Origin of the sequence: Pseudonocardia lacus, from assembly GCF_018531445.1 — a bacterium.
GTDB classification, from domain to species: Bacteria; Actinomycetota; Actinomycetes; order Mycobacteriales; family Pseudonocardiaceae; genus Pseudonocardia; species Pseudonocardia lacus.
This window is the reverse complement of the sequence record NZ_JAHDTH010000020.1, coordinates 23,967-39,514: the sequence shown is the minus strand read 5'-3', so window position 1 is coordinate 39,514 and position 15,548 is coordinate 23,967. Positions and strand designations below refer to the sequence as shown.

The 15,548-nt window shown below is 69.7% G+C and carries 24 protein-coding genes; 1 reads left to right on the top strand and 23 read right to left on the bottom strand.

What is annotated here, in order from left to right; genetic code table 11:
* Nucleotides 1-33: 33 nt before the first annotated feature.
* From rplR to KIK08_RS06840, 23 genes are all read right to left on the bottom strand, one after another.
* The gene (gene rplR, locus KIK08_RS06950) at nt 34-453 is read right to left on the bottom strand and encodes a 50S ribosomal protein L18 (protein WP_408004647.1); all 420 of its coding nucleotides are present in this window, start codon (nt 451-453) and stop codon (nt 34-36) included.
* Entirely contained in the window at nt 450-989 is a 540-nt protein-coding gene (rplF, locus tag KIK08_RS06945) for a 50S ribosomal protein L6 (RefSeq protein WP_214402171.1), read from the bottom strand. The genes rplR and rplF overlap by 4 nt, the downstream gene beginning before the upstream one ends.
* A gap of 11 nt (nt 990-1,000) precedes the next feature.
* A complete protein-coding gene (gene rpsH, locus KIK08_RS06940; protein ID WP_214402170.1) occupies nt 1,001-1,399 on the bottom strand; it encodes a 30S ribosomal protein S8 in 399 nt (132 codons plus the stop codon).
* A 70-nt stretch (nt 1,400-1,469) separates the two neighbouring features.
* On the bottom strand, nt 1,470-1,655 hold the full coding sequence (locus KIK08_RS06935; protein WP_214402169.1) for a type Z 30S ribosomal protein S14: 186 nt from the start codon (nt 1,653-1,655) through the stop codon (nt 1,470-1,472).
* 3 nt (nt 1,656-1,658) lie between these two features.
* A complete protein-coding gene (gene rplE / locus KIK08_RS06930) occupies nt 1,659-2,222 on the bottom strand; it encodes a 50S ribosomal protein L5 (protein ID WP_214402168.1) in 564 nt (187 codons plus the stop codon).
* Nucleotides 2,223-2,224: 2 nt separating this feature from the next.
* The gene (gene rplX / locus KIK08_RS06925) at nt 2,225-2,539 is read right to left on the bottom strand and encodes a 50S ribosomal protein L24 (protein WP_214402167.1); all 315 of its coding nucleotides are present in this window, start codon (nt 2,537-2,539) and stop codon (nt 2,225-2,227) included.
* A gap of 1 nt (nt 2,540) precedes the next feature.
* Nucleotides 2,541-2,909: a 50S ribosomal protein L14 gene (gene rplN, locus KIK08_RS06920; protein ID WP_214402166.1), complete on the bottom strand. Its 369-nt coding sequence runs from the start codon at nt 2,907-2,909 to the stop codon at nt 2,541-2,543.
* Nucleotides 2,906-3,172, bottom strand: coding sequence for a 30S ribosomal protein S17 (gene rpsQ, locus KIK08_RS06915; RefSeq protein ID WP_214402165.1), 267 nt, complete (start codon nt 3,170-3,172; stop codon nt 2,906-2,908). The genes rplN and rpsQ overlap by 4 nt, the downstream gene beginning before the upstream one ends.
* Nucleotides 3,169-3,408, bottom strand: a complete 240-nt coding sequence (rpmC, locus tag KIK08_RS06910; RefSeq protein WP_214402164.1) for a 50S ribosomal protein L29 — start codon at nt 3,406-3,408, stop codon at nt 3,169-3,171. The genes rpsQ and rpmC overlap by 4 nt, the downstream gene beginning before the upstream one ends.
* Nucleotides 3,408-3,827, bottom strand: a complete 420-nt coding sequence (gene rplP, locus KIK08_RS06905; RefSeq protein WP_214402163.1) for a 50S ribosomal protein L16 — start codon at nt 3,825-3,827, stop codon at nt 3,408-3,410. Before rplP ends, rpmC begins: the two co-directional genes overlap by 1 nt.
* Before the next feature lie 3 nt (nt 3,828-3,830).
* Nucleotides 3,831-4,667, bottom strand: coding sequence for a 30S ribosomal protein S3 (gene rpsC / locus KIK08_RS06900; protein ID WP_214402162.1), 837 nt, complete (start codon nt 4,665-4,667; stop codon nt 3,831-3,833).
* A complete protein-coding gene (gene rplV / locus KIK08_RS06895) occupies nt 4,667-5,086 on the bottom strand; it encodes a 50S ribosomal protein L22 (protein ID WP_214402161.1) in 420 nt (139 codons plus the stop codon). Before rplV ends, rpsC begins: the two co-directional genes overlap by 1 nt.
* A gap of 29 nt (nt 5,087-5,115) precedes the next feature.
* On the bottom strand, nt 5,116-5,397 hold the full coding sequence (gene rpsS, locus KIK08_RS06890) for a 30S ribosomal protein S19 (RefSeq protein WP_020622935.1): 282 nt from the start codon (nt 5,395-5,397) through the stop codon (nt 5,116-5,118).
* A gap of 15 nt (nt 5,398-5,412) precedes the next feature.
* Nucleotides 5,413-6,246 (bottom strand): 50S ribosomal protein L2, encoded by an 834-nt coding sequence (rplB, locus tag KIK08_RS06885; RefSeq protein ID WP_214402160.1) that lies wholly within the window; start codon nt 6,244-6,246, stop codon nt 5,413-5,415.
* A gap of 11 nt (nt 6,247-6,257) precedes the next feature.
* Nucleotides 6,258-6,557 carry a 50S ribosomal protein L23 gene (rplW, locus tag KIK08_RS06880; protein WP_214402159.1) on the bottom strand — a complete coding sequence of 100 codons (300 nt, stop codon included), beginning with the start codon at nt 6,555-6,557 and terminating at the stop codon, nt 6,258-6,260.
* Nucleotides 6,554-7,471, bottom strand: a complete 918-nt coding sequence (rplD, locus tag KIK08_RS06875) for a 50S ribosomal protein L4, sunset domain variant (protein ID WP_214402158.1) — start codon at nt 7,469-7,471, stop codon at nt 6,554-6,556. Before rplD ends, rplW begins: the two co-directional genes overlap by 4 nt.
* A 2-nt stretch (nt 7,472-7,473) precedes the next feature.
* Complete coding sequence (gene rplC / locus KIK08_RS06870) at nt 7,474-8,124, bottom strand: 50S ribosomal protein L3 (RefSeq protein ID WP_214402157.1); 651 nt, start codon at nt 8,122-8,124, stop codon at nt 7,474-7,476.
* An 11-nt stretch (nt 8,125-8,135) separates the two neighbouring features.
* On the bottom strand, nt 8,136-8,441 hold the full coding sequence (gene rpsJ, locus KIK08_RS06865; protein ID WP_003938093.1) for a 30S ribosomal protein S10: 306 nt from the start codon (nt 8,439-8,441) through the stop codon (nt 8,136-8,138).
* 300 nt (nt 8,442-8,741) lie between these two features.
* Nucleotides 8,742-9,935: an elongation factor Tu gene (gene tuf / locus KIK08_RS06860; protein ID WP_214402156.1), complete on the bottom strand. Its 1,194-nt coding sequence runs from the start codon at nt 9,933-9,935 to the stop codon at nt 8,742-8,744.
* A 107-nt stretch (nt 9,936-10,042) separates the two neighbouring features.
* Nucleotides 10,043-12,142 carry an elongation factor G gene (gene fusA / locus KIK08_RS06855; protein WP_214402155.1) on the bottom strand — a complete coding sequence of 700 codons (2,100 nt, stop codon included), beginning with the start codon at nt 12,140-12,142 and terminating at the stop codon, nt 10,043-10,045.
* Nucleotides 12,143-12,183: 41 nt separating this feature from the next.
* A complete protein-coding gene (gene rpsG, locus KIK08_RS06850) occupies nt 12,184-12,654 on the bottom strand; it encodes a 30S ribosomal protein S7 (RefSeq protein WP_214402154.1) in 471 nt (156 codons plus the stop codon).
* Nucleotides 12,654-13,028, bottom strand: a complete 375-nt coding sequence (gene rpsL / locus KIK08_RS06845) for a 30S ribosomal protein S12 (RefSeq protein ID WP_094926672.1) — start codon at nt 13,026-13,028, stop codon at nt 12,654-12,656. Before rpsL ends, rpsG begins: the two co-directional genes overlap by 1 nt.
* Nucleotides 13,029-13,523: 495 nt before the next feature.
* Complete coding sequence (locus tag KIK08_RS06840; RefSeq protein WP_214402153.1) at nt 13,524-14,117, bottom strand: TetR/AcrR family transcriptional regulator; 594 nt, start codon at nt 14,115-14,117, stop codon at nt 13,524-13,526.
* 118 nt (nt 14,118-14,235) lie between these two features.
* On the opposite strand from KIK08_RS06840, the gene KIK08_RS06835 reads away from it, so the two are divergent.
* Nucleotides 14,236-15,462 (top strand): FAD-dependent monooxygenase, encoded by a 1,227-nt coding sequence (locus tag KIK08_RS06835; RefSeq protein ID WP_214402152.1) that lies wholly within the window; start codon nt 14,236-14,238, stop codon nt 15,460-15,462.
* Nucleotides 15,463-15,548 lie beyond the last annotated feature (86 nt).

Genomic DNA, 15,548 nt, shown 5'->3' with positions numbered 1-15,548 from the left:
CACTGTGCTTGATCTGGAACATGCGGCCGCTCATCAGAACTCCAGGCCGCCCTCACGGGCGGCGTCGGCCAGCGCCGCGATCCGCCCGTGGTAGTCGTTGCCGCCGCGGTCGAACACGACCGCGGTGACGCCCGCCTCGCGGGCGCGGGCGGCGATCAGTTCGCCGACCTTGGCCGCGCGGGCCTTCTTGTCGCCGTCGACCGCCGCGACGTCGGCCTCCAGGCTGGAGGCCGCGGCCAGCGTCGTGCCGAGGGTGTCGTCGATGAGCTGGACCACGATGTGGCGCGAGCTGCGCTTGACCGCCAGCCGCGGGCGGGCCGCGGAGCCGACGACCTTCTTGCGCAGCCGCGCGTGGCGGCGGCTGACCGAGGCCCGGCGCTTGCGCCCGACCTGGGAGGCCTGCCGCTTGCGGGCCGCGTTCGAGATCGAAGAAGTGGTGTCTGCCATGATCACTTACCCGTCTTCCCGACCTTGCGGCGGATGACCTCGCCGGCGTACCGCACGCCCTTGCCCTTGTAGGGGTCGGGCTTGCGCAGCTTGCGGATGTTGGCGGCGACCTCGCCGACCAACTGCTTGTCGATGCCGGAGACCGAGAACCGGGTCGGGGTCTCGACCGTGAAGGTGATGCCCTCCGGCGCCTCGATCACGACCGGGTGGCTGAACCCGAGCGCGAACTCCAGCGAGGAGCCCTTCAGCGCCACGCGGTAGCCGACCCCGTGGATCTCCAGCTTCTTCTCGTAGCCGGCGGTGACGCCGACGACGAGGTTGTTGAGCAGCGTGCGCGACAGGCCGTGGTAGGCCTTCGTCTTGCGCTCGTCGTCCGGTCGCTTGACCAGGACGGCGCCGGCGTCGTCGCGCTCCACGGTGATCGGCTCGATCACGGTGTGCGAAAGGGTGCCCTTGGGTCCCTTGATGGTCACCGTGCGGCCGTCGATGGCCACGTCGACCCCGGACGGCACGGTGATGGGCAGCTTCCCGATGCGGGACATGTTTTAACCCCTCACCAGACGTAGGCGAGGACTTCCCCGCCCACGCCGTTCTTGTACGCCTGGCGCTCGGTCTGCAGGCCGCCCGACGTCGAGATGATCGCGATGCCGAGGCCGCCGAGGACCCGGGGCAGGCTGGTGGACTTCGCGTAGACCCGCAGGCCCGGCTTCGAGATCCGCTTCAGACCGGCGATGCTGCGCTCGCGGTTGCGCCCGTACTTGAGCTCGATGACCAGGGACTTGCCGACCTCGGCGTCCTCGGTGCGGTGGCCCGCGATGTAGCCCTCGCGCTGCAGGATCTCAGCGATCGCGACCTTGAGCTTGGAATGCGGCATGACCACCTGGTCGTGGTACGCCGAGTTGGCGTTGCGCAGACGCGTGAGCATGTCTGCGATGGGATCGGTCATCGTCATGTGACGTCACTGCTTTCCCGCCGTGGTTCCCCGGAGGGGCCTTCGGCGATTGAGGGCGTGCTGGTGAGAGCTACCAGCTGCTCTTGCTGACGCCGGGCAGCTCGCCCGCGTGCGCCATCTCGCGGACGCAGATCCGGCACAGGCCGAACTTGCGCAGCACGGCGCGCGGGCGGCCGCACTTCTGGCACCGGGTGTAGCCGCGGACCTTGAACTTCGGCTTGGCCGCGGCCTTGATGATCAGAGCCTTCTTGGCCATTACTCACGCCTCCCTGAACGGGAAGCCGAGCTTGCGCAGCAGAGCCCGGCCCTCCTCGTCGGTCGTGGCGGTGGTGACGACCGTGATGTCCATGCCGCGCGGACGGTCGATGGTGTCCGGGTCGATCTCGTGGAACATGGACTGCTCGTTGAGGCCGAACGTGTAGTTGCCCCGGCCGTCGAACTGGTTCGGCGACAGGCCGCGGAAGTCGCGGATGCGGGGCAGGGCGATGGTCAGGAGCCGGTCGAGGAACTCCCACATCCGGTCGTTGCGCAGGGTGACCTTCGCGCCGATCGGCATGCCCTCGCGCAGCTTGAACTGCGCGATGGACTTGGTGGCCCGGCGGACCTGCGGCTTCTGGCCGGTGATGGTGGCCAGGTCGCGCACGGCGCCGTCGATGAGCTTGGCGTCGCGGGCGGCGTCGCCGACACCCATGTTGACGACGACCTTGGTGACGCCCGGGATCTGCATGACGTTCGCGTACTTGAACTGCTCGCGCAGCTCACCCGCGATCTCGTCGCGGTAGCGCTGCTTGAGGCGCGGCGCCACCTTCTCCGTGGTGGTCATGCTCAGATCTCCTTCCCGGAACGCTTGGAGACCCGCACGCGCTTGCCGTCCTCGCCGACCTTCTTGCCGACGCGGGTCGGCTTGCCGTCGCCGTCGACCAGCATCACGTTGGAGACGTGGATCGCGGCCTCCTGCGTGACGATGCCGCCGGACTGCGCGCCGCGCTGGTTCTGGCTGACCCGGGTGTGCTTCTTGATCCGGTTCACGCCCTCGACCAGGACCCGGTCGCGGTCGGGGTAGGCGTGGATGACCTTGCCCTTCGCGCCCTTGTCCTTGCCGGCGATCACCTGCACGGTGTCGCCCTTCTTGATCTTCATGTCAGAGCACCTCCGGGGCCAGCGAGATGATCTTCATGAACCGGCGGTCGCGGAGTTCGCGACCGACCGGGCCGAAGATGCGGGTACCCCGCGGCTCACCGTTGTCCTTGATCAGCACAGCGGCGTTCTCGTCGAACCGGATGTAGCTGCCGTCGGGACGGCGCCGCTCCTTGACCGTGCGCACGATGACGGCCTTGACCACGTCACCGCGCTTCACCCCGGCAGCCGGGATGGCGTCCTTCACGGTGGCGACGATGGTGTCGCCGATGCCCGCGTACCGACGCGCCGAACCGCCCAGCACCCGGATGCACAGGATCTCCTTGGCACCGGTGTTGTCGGCGACGCGCAGCCGCGACTCCTGCTGGATCACTTCGCCTTCTCCAGGATCTCCACCAGCCGCCAGCGCTTGCTGGCCGACAGCGGGCGGGTCTCCATCAGCCGGACGCGGTCGCCGACGCCGGCCGTGTTGGCCTCGTCGTGCGCCTTGACCTTGCTCGTCCGGCGGATGACCTTGCCGTACAGCGGGTGCTTCACGCGGTCCTCGAGTGTGACCACGATCGTCTTGTCCATCTTGTCGGACACGACGTAGCCCTCGCGGACCTTCCGCTCCCCGCGGGTCGCGTTCTCACTCATGCCGCACCCTCGTCGTTGTCGTCGGGGGCGGCCGAGAGGCCCAGCTCGCGCTCGCGCATGATCGTGTAGATCCGCGCGATGTCGTGCCGGACGGTACGCAGCCGCCGGTTGTTGTCCAGCTGCCCGGTCGCCATCTGGAAGCGGAGGTTGAACAGCTCCTCCTTGGCCTCCCGGACCCGGAGCGTGAGCTCCTCGTCGGTGAGCTCGCGCAGCTCGGCCGCGGTCGTCGTGGCCATCAGATGTCACCACCCTCACGGGTCACGATCCGGCACTTCATGGGCAGCTTGTGGATCGCCCGGCGCAGCGCCTCGCGGGCGGTCTGCTCGTTCGGGTAGCTCATCTCGAACAGCACCCGACCCGGCTTCACGTTCGCGATCCACTTCTCGGGCGAACCCTTGCCGGACCCCATGCGGGTCTCGGCCGGCTTCTTGGTCAGCGGGCGGTCCGGGAAGACGTTGATCCAGACCTTGCCACCGCGGCGGATGTGCCGGTTGATGGCGATACGGGCGGACTCGATCTGCCGGTTCGTCACGTAGGCCGGCTCCAGCGCCTGGATGCCGAACTCGCCGAAGGTGACGCGCGTGCCGCCGGTGGACGCACCGGTGCGGTGCGGCCGGTGCTGCTTGCGGTGCTTGACCTTGCGCGGGATGAACACGGCTCAGCTCTCCCCGCCCTGCGCGGCCTGGTCGGCCTCGATGGTGGCGATCCCGCCCTGGTTCGCCCCGGAGTTCTCGGCGGCGGCCCGACCGGCCTCGGTGGTGCCGCTGCCGGTGGTGCCCGAGGAGCCCGAGCGGCGGCGCTGCGGACGCTCGCGCCGCGGCGCGCGGTCCGCGCTGGGGGCCGAAGCCGGCGCACCCTCGCGGCGGCCGCCGACCACGTCGCCCTTGTAGATCCACACCTTCACGCCGATGCGGCCGAAGGAGGTGCGGGCCTCGAACAGGCCGTAGTCGATGTCGGCGCGCAGCGTGTGCAGCGGGACGCGACCCTCGCGGTAGAACTCCGAGCGGGACATCTCGGCGCCGCCGAGGCGACCGGAGCACTGCACCCGGATGCCCTTGACCTGCGGCGAGCGCATGGCCGACTGGATGGCCTTGCGCATCGCGCGGCGGAACGCCACCCGGTTGGACAGCTGCTCGGCCACGCCCTGCGCCACCAGCTGGGCGTCGGACTCGGCGTTCTTGACCTCGAGGATGTTCAGCTGGACCTGCTTCTTGGTCAGCTTCTCGAGATTGCCGCGGATCCGGTCGGCCTCCGCGCCGCGGCGGCCGATGACGATGCCCGGCCGGGCGGTGTGGATGTCGACCCGCACCCGGTCGCGGGTGCGCTCGATCTCGACCTTGGAGATGCCGGCCCGCTCCATGCCCTTGGAGAGCATGCGGCGGATCTCGACGTCCTCCTTGACGTACTCGGAGTACTGCTTGTCGGCGTACCAGCGCGACTTCCAGTCGGTGGTGATCCCGAGCCGGAAACCGTGCGGGTTGATCTTCTGACCCATTAGCGGGCCCTCCCCTTCGCACCGCGGGCGCCCCGGCCGCCGGACTTCTCCGGGACGGACTCGACCTCTGCGGTGATGTGGCTCGTCCGCTTGCGGATCCGGTAGGCGCGCCCCTGGGCGCGCGGCCGGATGCGCTTGAGCGTCGGGCCCTCGTCGGCGGTCACCATCGACACCACCAGCGTGTCGCGGTCGATGTCGAGGTTGTTCTCGGCATTCGCCGCGGCACTGGCGATGACCTTGTAGACCGGCTCGGCGGCGGCCTGCGGCGAGAACCGCAGGATGTCCAGAGCCTCCTGCAGCGGGCGGCCCTTCACCAGGGCCAGTACCCGCCGCACCTTCGTCGGCGACATGCGCACGTACCGCGCCACCGCGCGCGCCCGAACGGGCGCGGCGGCAGAGCTCTCGGCTGTGACAGCCATGAATCTCTCCTCTGCTCTTCCGACCCGCTCTAGCGCCTACGTGCCTTGCGGTCGTCCTTGATGTGGCCCCGGAAGGTCCGCGTGGGGGCGAACTCCCCCAGCTTGTGGCCGACCATCGAGTCCGACACGAAGACCGGCACGTGCTTGCGGCCGTCGTGCACCGCGATCGTGTGGCCGATCATGTCGGGGATGATGGTGGACCGACGGGACCAGGTCCGGATGACGGTCTTCTTGCCCGACTCGTTGAGGGCGTCCACCTTCTTGAGCAGGTGGTCGTCCACGAACGGGCCCTTCTTCAGGCTGCGCGGCATTGGTTACCTCCCTGCTCAGCGCTTCTTGCCGGTACGCCGGCGGCGGACGATCAACTTGTCGGACGGCTTGGTGCGGCGGGTGCGGCCCTCTGGCTTGCCCGCGGGGTTGACCGGGTGGCGACCACCGGAGGTCTTGCCCTCACCACCACCGTGCGGGTGGTCGACCGGGTTCATGGCGACACCGCGGACGGTCGGGCGCTTGCCCTTCCACCGCATGCGGCCCGCCTTGCCCCAGTTGATGTTGGAGTGCTCGGCGTTGCCGACCTCGCCGACGGTGGCGCGGCAGCGCACGTCGACGTTGCGGATCTCGCCGGACGGCATGCGCAGCTGCGCGTACGGCCCGTCCTTGGCGACCAGCTGGACGCCGGCGCCCGCCGAGCGGGCGATCTTGGCGCCGCCACCGGGGCGGAGCTCGATCGCGTGCACCACGGTGCCGGTCGGGATGTTGCGCAGCGGCAGGTTGTTGCCCACCTTGATGTCCGCGCGCGGCCCCGACTCGACGCGGTCGCCCTGCTTGAGCCGGGCCGGCGCGATGATGTAGCGCTTCTCGCCGTCGGCGTAGTGCAGCAGCGCGATCCGCGAGGTGCGGTTCGGGTCGTACTCGATGTGCGCGACCTTGGCCGGCACCCCGTCCTTGTCGTTGCGCCGGAAGTCGATCAGCCGGTAGGCGCGCTTGTGCCCACCGCCCTGGTGCCGGGTGGTGACCCGCCCGTGCACGTTGCGACCGCCCTTGCTGTGCAGGGGGCGGATCAGCGACTTCTCCGGCGTGGACCGGGTGATCTCGGCGAAGTCGGAGACGCTGGAGCCGCGGCGGCCCGGCGTCGTCGGCTTGTACTTGCGGATGCCCATTGGTCAGCCCCTCAGCTCGCCCGGCCGCCGAACACGTCGATCGTCCGGCTCTCCTGGGAGAGCGTGACGATCGCGCGCTTGGTGTCCTTGCGCTTCCCGTAGCCGGTGCGGGAGCGCTTGCGCTTCCCGGGGCGGTTCAGGGTGTTCACGCTGAGCACCTTGACGCCGAACACCTTCTCGACCGCGATCTTGATCTGGGTCTTGTTCGCGTCGGGGTGCACGACGAAGGTGTACTGCCGCTCCTCGAGCAGGCCGTAGCTCTTCTCCGAGACCACCGGCGCGAGCAGGATGTCCCGCGGATCCGGGATCATTCCTCCTCCTCCGTGATCTGGTCAGCGGCCTTCTTCTCGGCGCGCTGGGACGGCGGCAGGGAGAACCCCGCCGCTTCGGCCGCCTCGGCGTCGGTGAACCACACCTCGGCGACGGTGCGCGCGTAGAACGAGCTGCCCGGCACGTGGTAGAGCATCGAGTCCTCGTTGCCCTTGACCGGGAAGCCCTCCGGCTGCGAACCGTCGGCCAGCGGCGCGTGGCTCTGCGAGCCGTACTTGGTCTCCGTGCCCTCGACGACCTCACCCTCGCGGGCGGAGGCCTTCGCCGACCGCTTGCCCGGGGTCCCGATGGGGCCCTCGAGGAAGTCGTTCAGCGCGTCCTCGGTGAACACGACGACGTCGTTGACGAGCACGTCGTAGGTGTTGAGCTGGCCCGGCTCGATGAGGTGCACGGTGGGCAGGTTGCGCAGGCTCAGCCAGCTGACCACGTCCTCGCGACCCAGCACGACCAGCGCGCGGACGTCGGCACCGACCAGGTCGACCAGGGCGGTGCGCGCCTTCTTGGTCGACGGGGTCTCGCCGTCGACCAGGCCCGGGACCACGTGCACGAGGCCGTGGCGGGCGCGGTCGGACAGCGCGCCGCGGAGGGCGGCGGCCTTCATCTTCTTGGGGGTCTTCTGCGAGTAGTCGCGGGGCTGCGGCCCGTGGACCACGCCACCACCGGTGAACTGCGGCGCGCGGGTCGAGCCCTGGCGGGCGCGTCCGGTGCCCTTCTGCCGGTAGGGCTTCTTGCCACCGCCGCGGACGTCACCGCGGGTCTTGGTGGAGTGCGTGCCCTGGCGGGCCGCCGCCAGCTGGGCGGTGACGACCTGGTGCATCAGCGGGATGTTCGCGGGCACGTCGAAGACGTGCTCGGGGAGCTCGACGGAGCTCTTCTTCTCCAGGCTGGTGGTCATGCTCAGGCACCACCCTTCGCGGCACTCTTGACCAGCAGCAGGCCGCCCTTGGGGCCGGGGACGGCACCCTTGATGAGCAGCAGCCCGTTGCTGGAGTCGACGCCGTGCACGGTGAGGTTCTGGGTGGTCGTGCGGGCGTTGCCCATCCGACCGGCCATGCGCAGGCCCTTGAAGACCCGGCCCGGGGTGGCGCAGCCGCCGATGGAACCCGGCGAGCGGTGCTTGCGCTGGGTGCCGTGGCTGGCGCCGAGGCCCTTGAAGCCGTGGCGCTTCATGACACCCGCGGTGCCCTTGCCCTTGCTGGTGCCGACGATGTCGACCAGCGCGCCGGCGGCGAAGACGTCGGCGCCGATCTCCTGGCCGACCTCGTACTCGCCGGCGTCGGAGGTGCGCAGCTCGACGACGTGGCGGCGCGGCGTGGTGCCGGCCTTCGCGAAGTGGCCGGTGCGCGGCTTGTTCACCTTGCGCGGGTCGATCGCGCCGAAGGCGAGCTGGACGGCGCGGTAGCCGTCCTTCTCGGGGGTGCGGACCTGCGTCACCACGTTCGGGCCCGCCTGGACCACGGTGACGGGAACCACCCGGTTGTTCTCGTCGAAGACCTGGGTCATCCCGAGCTTGGTGCCCAGGATCCCGGTGATCTGCCTCTCGGTCATCAGTCCAAGCCCTACTGGATGTTCACGTCGACCGAGGCCGGCAGGTCGATGCGCATGAGCGCGTCGACCGTCTTCGGCGTCGGGTCGAGGATGTCGATCAGCCGCTTGTGGGTGCGCATCTCGAAGTGCTCGCGCGAGTCCTTGTACTTGTGCGGCGAGCGGATGACGCAGTAGACGTTCTTCTCCGTCGGCAGCGGCACGGGCCCGACGACCCGCGCACCCGTGCGGGTGACCGTCTCGACGATCTTGCGCGCGGAGGCGTCGATGGCCTCGTGGTCATAGGCCTTCAGCCTGATGCGGATCTTCTGTCCCGCCATGGTCGTCGGTCGTCCTTCTCTTCCTGCCGCTCGTTGACGGATGCTCCGGGTGACGCGCACAGGTGGTCGCCACCGAGCTGTGCTCGGCCGTACCGTCCAAGGTGGCGCCGGTCCACGAGGTCGGGCGTGTCGCAACCGACCCTCAGACCCCTCCCCGGATCACCCGTGCCCCCTGGGGGGTCACTGTGCTCGGGGGCTGGCGCCCAGGTGGGCGCACACGAAACATCCGCGTGCGCCCACCTGTACGCGCAACCCGTCAAGGATGCCACACCGCGGTGGGCAGCCTCGACCCGGGGGGTCCTACTTGATGATCTTGGTGACCTGGCCGGCGCCCACGGTCCGACCACCCTCGCGGATGGCCAGCTGCAGGCCCTCCTCCATGGCGATGGGCTGGATCAGCTTCACGCTCATCTTGGTGTTGTCGCCCGGCATGACCATCTCGGTGCCGCTGGGCAGGGTCACGACGCCCGTCACGTCCGTGGTGCGGAAGTAGAACTGCGGGCGGTAGTTGTTGAAGAACGGCGTGTGGCGGCCGCCCTCGTCCTTGGACAGGATGTAGACCTGCGCCTCGAACTCGGTGTGCGGGGTGGTCGTGCCCGGCTTGGTGACGACCATGCCGCGCTCGACCTGCTCGCGCTTGACGCCGCGCAGCAGCAGGGCGGCGTTGTCGCCGGCCTGGCCCTGGTCCAGGAACTTCTTGAACATCTCGATCGAGGTCGTGACGGTCTTGAAGGAGGGCTCGCGGATACCCACGATCTCCACCTCCTCGTTGACCTTCACGATGCCGCGCTCGATGCGACCGGTGACCACGGTGCCGCGGCCGGAGATGGTGAAGACGTCCTCGACGGGCATGAGGAACGGCTTCTCGATGTCGCGCTCCGGCTCCGGGATGGACTCGTCGACCGCGTCCATCAGGCCGAGCAGCTTCTCGCTCCACTCGGCGTCGCCCTCGAGCGCCTTCAGCGCGGAGACGCGCACGATCGGCAGGTCGTCGCCCGGGTACTTCTGCGACGACAGCAGCTCGCGGACCTCCAGCTCGACGAGCTCGAGGATCTCCTCGTCGTCGACCATGTCGGCCTTGTTCAGCGCGACCACGATGTAGGGCACACCGACCTGGCGGGCCAGCAGCACGTGCTCGCGGGTCTGCGGCATCGGGCCGTCGGTGGCCGCGACCACCAGGATGGCGCCGTCCATCTGCGCCGCACCGGTGATCATGTTCTTGATGTAGTCGGCGTGCCCGGGGCAGTCGACGTGCGCGTAGTGGCGCTTCTCGGTCTCGTACTCGACGTGCGCGATCGAGATCGTGATGCCGCGCTGGCGCTCCTCGGGAGCCTTGTCGATCTGGTCGAACGCCGACGCCTTGTTCAGGGTCGGGTACTTGTCGTGCAGGACCTTGGTGATGGCCGCCGTCAGCGTGGTCTTGCCGTGGTCGATGTGACCGATCGTGCCGATGTTGACGTGCGGCTTGGTCCGCTCGAACTTCGCCTTCGCCACTGGGGGATCCTCCTGGAACTGTGACTTCTCCGCCGTGCTGACGGCAGGTCTGTGGTGATGGGTACCACCGCGGGCCCGGGTGGTCCGGGCCCGCGGGGCGGCGACTCTTACTCGCCGGTGGCCTTGGCGATGATCTCCTTGGCCACGTTGGTCGGGACCTCCGCGTAGGAGTCGAAGACCATGGTGTAGTTCGCCCGGCCCTGGGTCCGCGACCGGAGGTCGCCGACGTAGCCGAACATCTCGGACAGCGGCACGAGCGCCTTGATGACGCGCGCCCCGGCCCGCTCCTCCATGGCCTGGATCTGACCACGGCGAGAGTTGAGGTCGCCGATCACGTCGCCCATGTAGTCCTCGGGCGTGGTGACCTCGACGGCCATCATCGGCTCCAGCAGGGCCGGGCTGGCCTGGCGGGCGGCCTCCTTGAAGGCGATCGATCCGGCGACCTTGAACGCCATCTCGGACGAGTCGACCTCGTGGTAGGCGCCGTCGACCAGGGTCAGCTTGACCCCGACGAGCGGGTAGCCGGCGAGCACGCCGTACTGCATGGCGTCCTGCGCACCCGCGTCGACCGACGGGATGTACTCCCGCGGGATGCGACCGCCGGTGACCTTGTTCTCGAACTCGTACAGCGCACCGTCGGCGGTGTCCAGCGGCTCCAGGGTGATGATCACCTTGGCGAACTGGCCGGAGCCACCGGTCTGCTTCTTGTGCGTGTAGCTGTACTTCTCGACGGTCCTGCGGATCGTCTCGCGGTAGGCCACCTGCGGCTTACCGATGTTCGCCTCGACCTTGTAGTCGCTCTTCATCCGGTTGACCAGCACCTCGAGGTGCAGCTCGCCCATGCCGGCGAGGATGGTCTGGCCGGAGTCCTCGTCGGTGGAGACCTGGAAGGTCGGGTCCTCCTCGGCGAGCTTCTGGATCGCCGTGGAGAGCTTCTCCTGGTCCGCCTTGGTCTTCGGCTCGACCGCGACCTGGATCACCGGCTCCGGGAAGGTCATCGACTCGAGCACGATCGGCGCCTGCGGGTCGCTGAGCGTGTCGCCGGTCGTGGTGTCCTTCAGCCCGATGACCGCGTAGATGTGACCGACGAGGGCCTCATCGACCGGGTTCTCCTTGTTGGCGTGCATCTGGAAGATCTTCCCGATGCGCTCCTTGCGGTCCTTGGTCGAGTTGATGACCTGGGAACCGGCGGCCACCCGACCCGAGTAGACCCGGATGTAGGTGAGCTTGCCGAAGAACGGGTGCGCGGCGATCTTGAACGCGAGCGCCGAGAACGGCTCGTCCTTGCTGGGCTTGCGGACCGCCGGGGTCTCCCCGTCGGTCAGCGTGCCCTCGACCGGCGGCAGGTCGTACGGCGCCGGCAGGTAGTCGATGACCGCGTCGAGCATGGGCTGGACGCCCTTGTTCTTGAACGCGGACCCGCACAGGACCGGGTAGGCCGCGCGCGTGCGCACGATCTCCCGGATGCCGTGCTTGATCTGGTCGACCGACAGCTCCCCGCCACCGAGGTAGAGCTCCATCATCTCGTCGTCGGTCTCGGCCACGGCCTCGACCAGCGCCGTGCGGTACTCCGCGGCGCGGTCGGCCAGGTCGGCCGGGATCTCCTCGACGGTGTAGTCCTCGCCCTTGGCCACCTCGCCGCGCCACGTGAGCGCGCGCATCTCGACCAGGTCGATGACGCCGATGAAGTCGTTCTCGGAGCCGATCGGCAGCTGGATCGGCAGCGGCTTGGCCGCGAGCCGGTCCTGGATGGTGCGGACGGTGAAGTAGAAGTCCGCGCCCAGCTTGTCCATCTTGTTGACGAAGCAGATGCGGGGGACGTCGTACTTGGTGGCCTGCCGCCAGACCTGCTCGGACTGCGGCTCGACCCCCTCCTTGCCGTCGAAGACCGCGACAGCGCCGTCGAGCACCCGCAGGTTGCGCTCCACCTCGACGGTGAAGTCGACGTGCCCCGGGGTGTCGATGATGTTGATCTGGTGGTCTTTCCAGAAGCAGGTCGTCGCGGCGGACGTGATCGTGATGCCGCGCTTCTGCTCCTCCTCCATCCAGTCCATCGTGGCGGCGCCGTCGTGCACCTCACCGATCTTGTAGTTGATCCCGGTGTAGTACAGGATCCGCTCGGTGGTGGTGGTCTTGCCGGCGTCGATGTGGGCCATGATGCCGATGTTGCGGACCTTGGTCAGGTCCGTCAGCACGTCCCGTGCCACTTCAGATCTCCCTCAACAAGTTGGCGCGGACGATCGGCCCGTCACCAGCGGTAGTGGGCGAAGGCCTTGTTCGACTCCGCCATCTTGTGCATGTCCTCGCGCCGCTTGACGCTGGCGCCCAGCCCGTTGCTGGCGTCGAGGATCTCGTTCATGAGCCGGTCGACCATGGTCTTCTCGCGGCGTGCGGCCGCGAACGACACCAGCCAGCGCAGCGCCAGCGTGGTCTGCCGGACCGTGCGGACCTCGACCGGGACCTGGTAGGTCGCGCCACCGACGCGGCGGCTCTTGACCTCGAGGGCCGGCTTCACGTTGTCCATGGCGCGCTTGAGCGTGACCACCGGGTCGGTGCCGGTCTTGTCGCGCGTGCCCTCGAGCGCCGCGTAGACGATGCGCTCGGCCAGCGAGCGCTTGCCGTCCTTGAGGACCTTGTTCACCAGCTGGGTGACCAGCGGCGAGCTGTACACCGGGTCGCTGACCAGCGGCCGCTTCGGCGCAGGGCCCTTGCGAGGCATTAGCTCTTCTCCTTCTTGGCGCCGTAGCGGCTGCGCGACTGCTTGCGGTTGCGGACGCCCTGGGTGTCCAGCGAACCGCGGATGATCTTGTACCGGACGCCCGGCAGGTCCTTCACCCGGCCGCCACGGACCAGAACGATCGAGTGCTCCTGCAGGTTGTGGCCCTCACCGGGGATGTAGGCGGTGACCTCGATCTCGCTGCTGAGCCGGACGCGGGCGACCTTGCGCAGCGCCGAGTTCGGCTTCTTGGGCGTCGTGGTGTACACGCGGGTGCACACCCCTCGGCGCTGGGGGCTCCCCTTCAGCGCGGCGGTCTTGGTCTTGCCGACCTTGTCCTGACGGCCCTTGCGGACCAGCTGCTGGATCGTGGGCATGAACCGTCTACTTCTTCCCGTCGGTGTGCTCTATCGGAACTGCTGTGGGTCTCGTACTGGGGGTCGTGCTCGGTACCCGAGGTCGGGCGTGTCGCCGCCGTGGGCACCACACGATGTCGAAACCTCGCGGAGGGCCTGGGGGCCCGCGGGCCCCAGGCGCCGGTGGGCACGCACCACGGTGCGGGCATCCACAGGCGCGTAGGCACGCGGATCGGCCCGACCGTAGTCGAGCGCAAGACCACAGAGTACCCGGCCCTCCGAAAGGGGGTCAAAACGGGTCCTCGGTCGGCGCCTGCCGGTACGGGCAGGGTGCCGCAAGGACGTGCGCTCCGCAAGGGGACCCGCCCGTTCAGCGCTCCGGGGCGCCCGCTCGTCGCGGACTCCTCGGTGATCCACCGGTACAACACCGGTGTGACCGCTGGCATTCCGGCGCGTCACGCCGGGCAACCGCCCCGCACCCGCAGGGCGGTGCGGACCCCCGCGCAGGGCTGTGGATCAAGCGATGTCGGACGGCGCCGGACCCACCGCGGCGGCCAGCGCCCGCAGCCCGGCGACGACGTCCGCACCCGACGGCGCGCGCTCCGGGTCGATGAGCCACTGCATCGCCACGCCGGAGATCAGGGCCATCTGCACCGAGCCGACCGAGCGGACCACGTCGTCGGGAACCTCGGACTCGGGCACCCCGATCAGGCCTGCCGCCGAGCCGCGCCTGCCCTCCTGCTGGGCGTCGGCCAGCCGCTCGCGCAGCTCGGGGGTGTGCTCGGCCTGCACGAACGCGTCGATCGACGCCATCCACAGGTGCCGCTGCTCGCGGAACGACGTGACCATCTCGACCCAGCCGGCCACCGCGGGGTCGTCGGACCCGTGCGCGCCGGCGGCGGTCATCGCCCGGGCGACCTCGTCGCCCCACTCCTCCATCGCGCGCACGAACGCCGCGATCAGCAGGGCGTCGCGCGAGCCGAAGTGGTAGCCGATGGCGGCGTGGCTGACGCCCGCCGCGGCGGCGATGTCGCGCACGGTCGTGCGGGCCCAGCCGCGCTCGCGCAGGCACTGCGCCGCTCCGGCCAGCAGGTCCTCCCGGTTGCCCATGCGCCCCACCCTAGCCGACGGCTTGACCAGATGGTTGAGCCGCTTGGTTTGACCATTTGGATTGACCAAGCGTGCAAGCCCGTGCCATCGTCGACCCCACCGAATCGAGGGGGTCCGCATGAACGGCACGAAGGTCCTGGTCTCCGGCGCGAGCATCGCCGGCCCGACGCTCGCCCACTGGCTGGCCCGCCGCGGCACCGAGGTCACCGTCGTCGAGCAGGCGCCCGCGCTGCGCGACGGCGGGCACGGCGTCGACTTCCGGGGCGCGCAGATGGAGCTGCTGGACCGGATGGGCATCACCGACGAGGTCCGGGCCCGCGAGACCGGGATGGGCACCCAGACGATCGTCGACGCCGCCGGGCGCCCGGTCGTCGAGATGCCGTCGGTGTTCTTCAGCGGCGAGGTCGAGATCGCCCGCGGCGACCTGGCCCGGATCCTCCACGACGGCACCCGCGACGACGTCGAGTACGTGTTCGGCGACGCCGTCACCGCCCTGTCCGACACCGGCGACGCCGTCGACGTCGAGTTCCGGCGCTCCCCCGCCCGCCGCTTCGACCTGGTGGTCGGGGCCGACGGGATGCACTCGGGAGTGCGCGCGCTCGCCTTCGGCCCCGAGTCGCGGTTCGCCACCTTCAACGGCTACTACTCGGCGGGCTTCCGGGCACCGAACCACCTCGGGCTGGACCACGCCGGGCTGCTCTACAACGAGCCCGGCCGGGCCGTCATGGTCAGCAGCGGACGCGACCGGTCGGTGCTCGACGTGGGGCTGGTGTTCAAGGCCGACCGCCTCGACCACGACCGCCACGACACCGCCCAGGTGCGCGAGGTCGTGGCCACGCACTTCGCCGGCGTCGGCTGGGAGACCCAGCGGCTGCTCGAGTCGCTGCGCGACGACGCCACCGACCTGTACTTCGACCCGCTGGAGCAGATCAACCTCGAACGCTGGTCGTCCGGCCGCGTGGCCCTGCTCGGCGACGCCGCCTGGTGCGCCGGCCCGGGCGGCTCCGGGACCGGGCTGGCCATGATGGGCGCCTACGTCCTGGCCGCGGAGCTCGACGCCGCCGGCGGCGACCACACCACCGCCTTCGCCCGCTACCAGGACGTCCTGGCCAAGGCGGCGGCGAAGGGGCGGTGGCAGGCCAAGGGCGCCGGCGAGTTCCTCGCCCCGCCGACGGACCGGAAGATCCGCCGCCGCAACCGCACCTACAAGGTGCTGTCGAGCCGGCCCATGGAGGGCCTGTTCCGCCGCATCGTCGGCGGCGCGGCCAACGCCGTCACCCTCGACGCCTACCCCCGCACCGACGACCCCGCCCCTTCGACGGGACGGCCGAGCCGCCGCGCATGATCGGCACACGGCCCTGGTGACGCTCGACCTCCCCAGCCCCGACGAGATGTGCGGCCGCTGGGCCGCCTTCGCCGCCGGGTGAGCCG

Bases quoted from the DNA above. Each gene is read 5' to 3' on its own strand.
- KIK08_RS06935 (WP_214402169.1), bottom strand. From the start codon at position 1,655: ATGGCCAAGAAGGCTCTGATCATCAAGGCCGCGGCCAAGCCGAAGTTC.
- rpsG (WP_214402154.1), bottom strand. From the start codon at position 12,654: ATGCCTCGCAAGGGCCCTGCGCCGAAGCGGCCGCTGGTCAGCGACCCG.
- KIK08_RS06840 (WP_214402153.1), bottom strand. From the start codon at position 14,117: ATGGGCAACCGGGAGGACCTGCTGGCCGGAGCGGCGCAGTGCCTGCGC.
- rplX (WP_214402167.1), bottom strand. From the start codon at position 2,539: ATGAAGATCAAGAAGGGCGACACCGTGCAGGTGATCGCCGGCAAGGAC.
- rplE (WP_214402168.1), bottom strand. From the start codon at position 2,222: ATGACCACCACGGAGAAGGTGGCGCCGCGCCTCAAGCAGCGCTACCGC.
- rpsJ (WP_003938093.1), bottom strand. From the start codon at position 8,441: ATGGCGGGACAGAAGATCCGCATCAGGCTGAAGGCCTATGACCACGAG.
- rpsH (WP_214402170.1), bottom strand. From the start codon at position 1,399: ATGACGATGACCGATCCCATCGCAGACATGCTCACGCGTCTGCGCAAC.
- KIK08_RS06835 (WP_214402152.1), top strand. From the start codon at position 14,236: ATGAACGGCACGAAGGTCCTGGTCTCCGGCGCGAGCATCGCCGGCCCG.
- rplD (WP_214402158.1), bottom strand. From the start codon at position 7,471: ATGACCACCAGCCTGGAGAAGAAGAGCTCCGTCGAGCTCCCCGAGCAC.
- rpsQ (WP_214402165.1), bottom strand. From the start codon at position 3,172: ATGAGTGAGAACGCGACCCGCGGGGAGCGGAAGGTCCGCGAGGGCTAC.
- rplC (WP_214402157.1), bottom strand. From the start codon at position 8,124: ATGACCGAGAGGCAGATCACCGGGATCCTGGGCACCAAGCTCGGGATG.
- rplF (WP_214402171.1), bottom strand. From the start codon at position 989: ATGTCCCGCATCGGGAAGCTGCCCATCACCGTGCCGTCCGGGGTCGAC.
- rpmC (WP_214402164.1), bottom strand. From the start codon at position 3,408: ATGGCCACGACGACCGCGGCCGAGCTGCGCGAGCTCACCGACGAGGAG.
- rpsS (WP_020622935.1), bottom strand. From the start codon at position 5,397: ATGCCGCGCAGCCTGAAGAAGGGCCCGTTCGTGGACGACCACCTGCTC.
- rpsL (WP_094926672.1), bottom strand. From the start codon at position 13,028: ATGCCCACGATCCAGCAGCTGGTCCGCAAGGGCCGTCAGGACAAGGTC.
- rplV (WP_214402161.1), bottom strand. From the start codon at position 5,086: ATGGCTGTCACAGCCGAGAGCTCTGCCGCCGCGCCCGTTCGGGCGCGC.
- rpsC (WP_214402162.1), bottom strand. From the start codon at position 4,667: ATGGGTCAGAAGATCAACCCGCACGGTTTCCGGCTCGGGATCACCACC.
- rplW (WP_214402159.1), bottom strand. From the start codon at position 6,557: ATGATCCCGGATCCGCGGGACATCCTGCTCGCGCCGGTGGTCTCGGAG.
- rplB (WP_214402160.1), bottom strand. From the start codon at position 6,246: ATGGGCATCCGCAAGTACAAGCCGACGACGCCGGGCCGCCGCGGCTCC.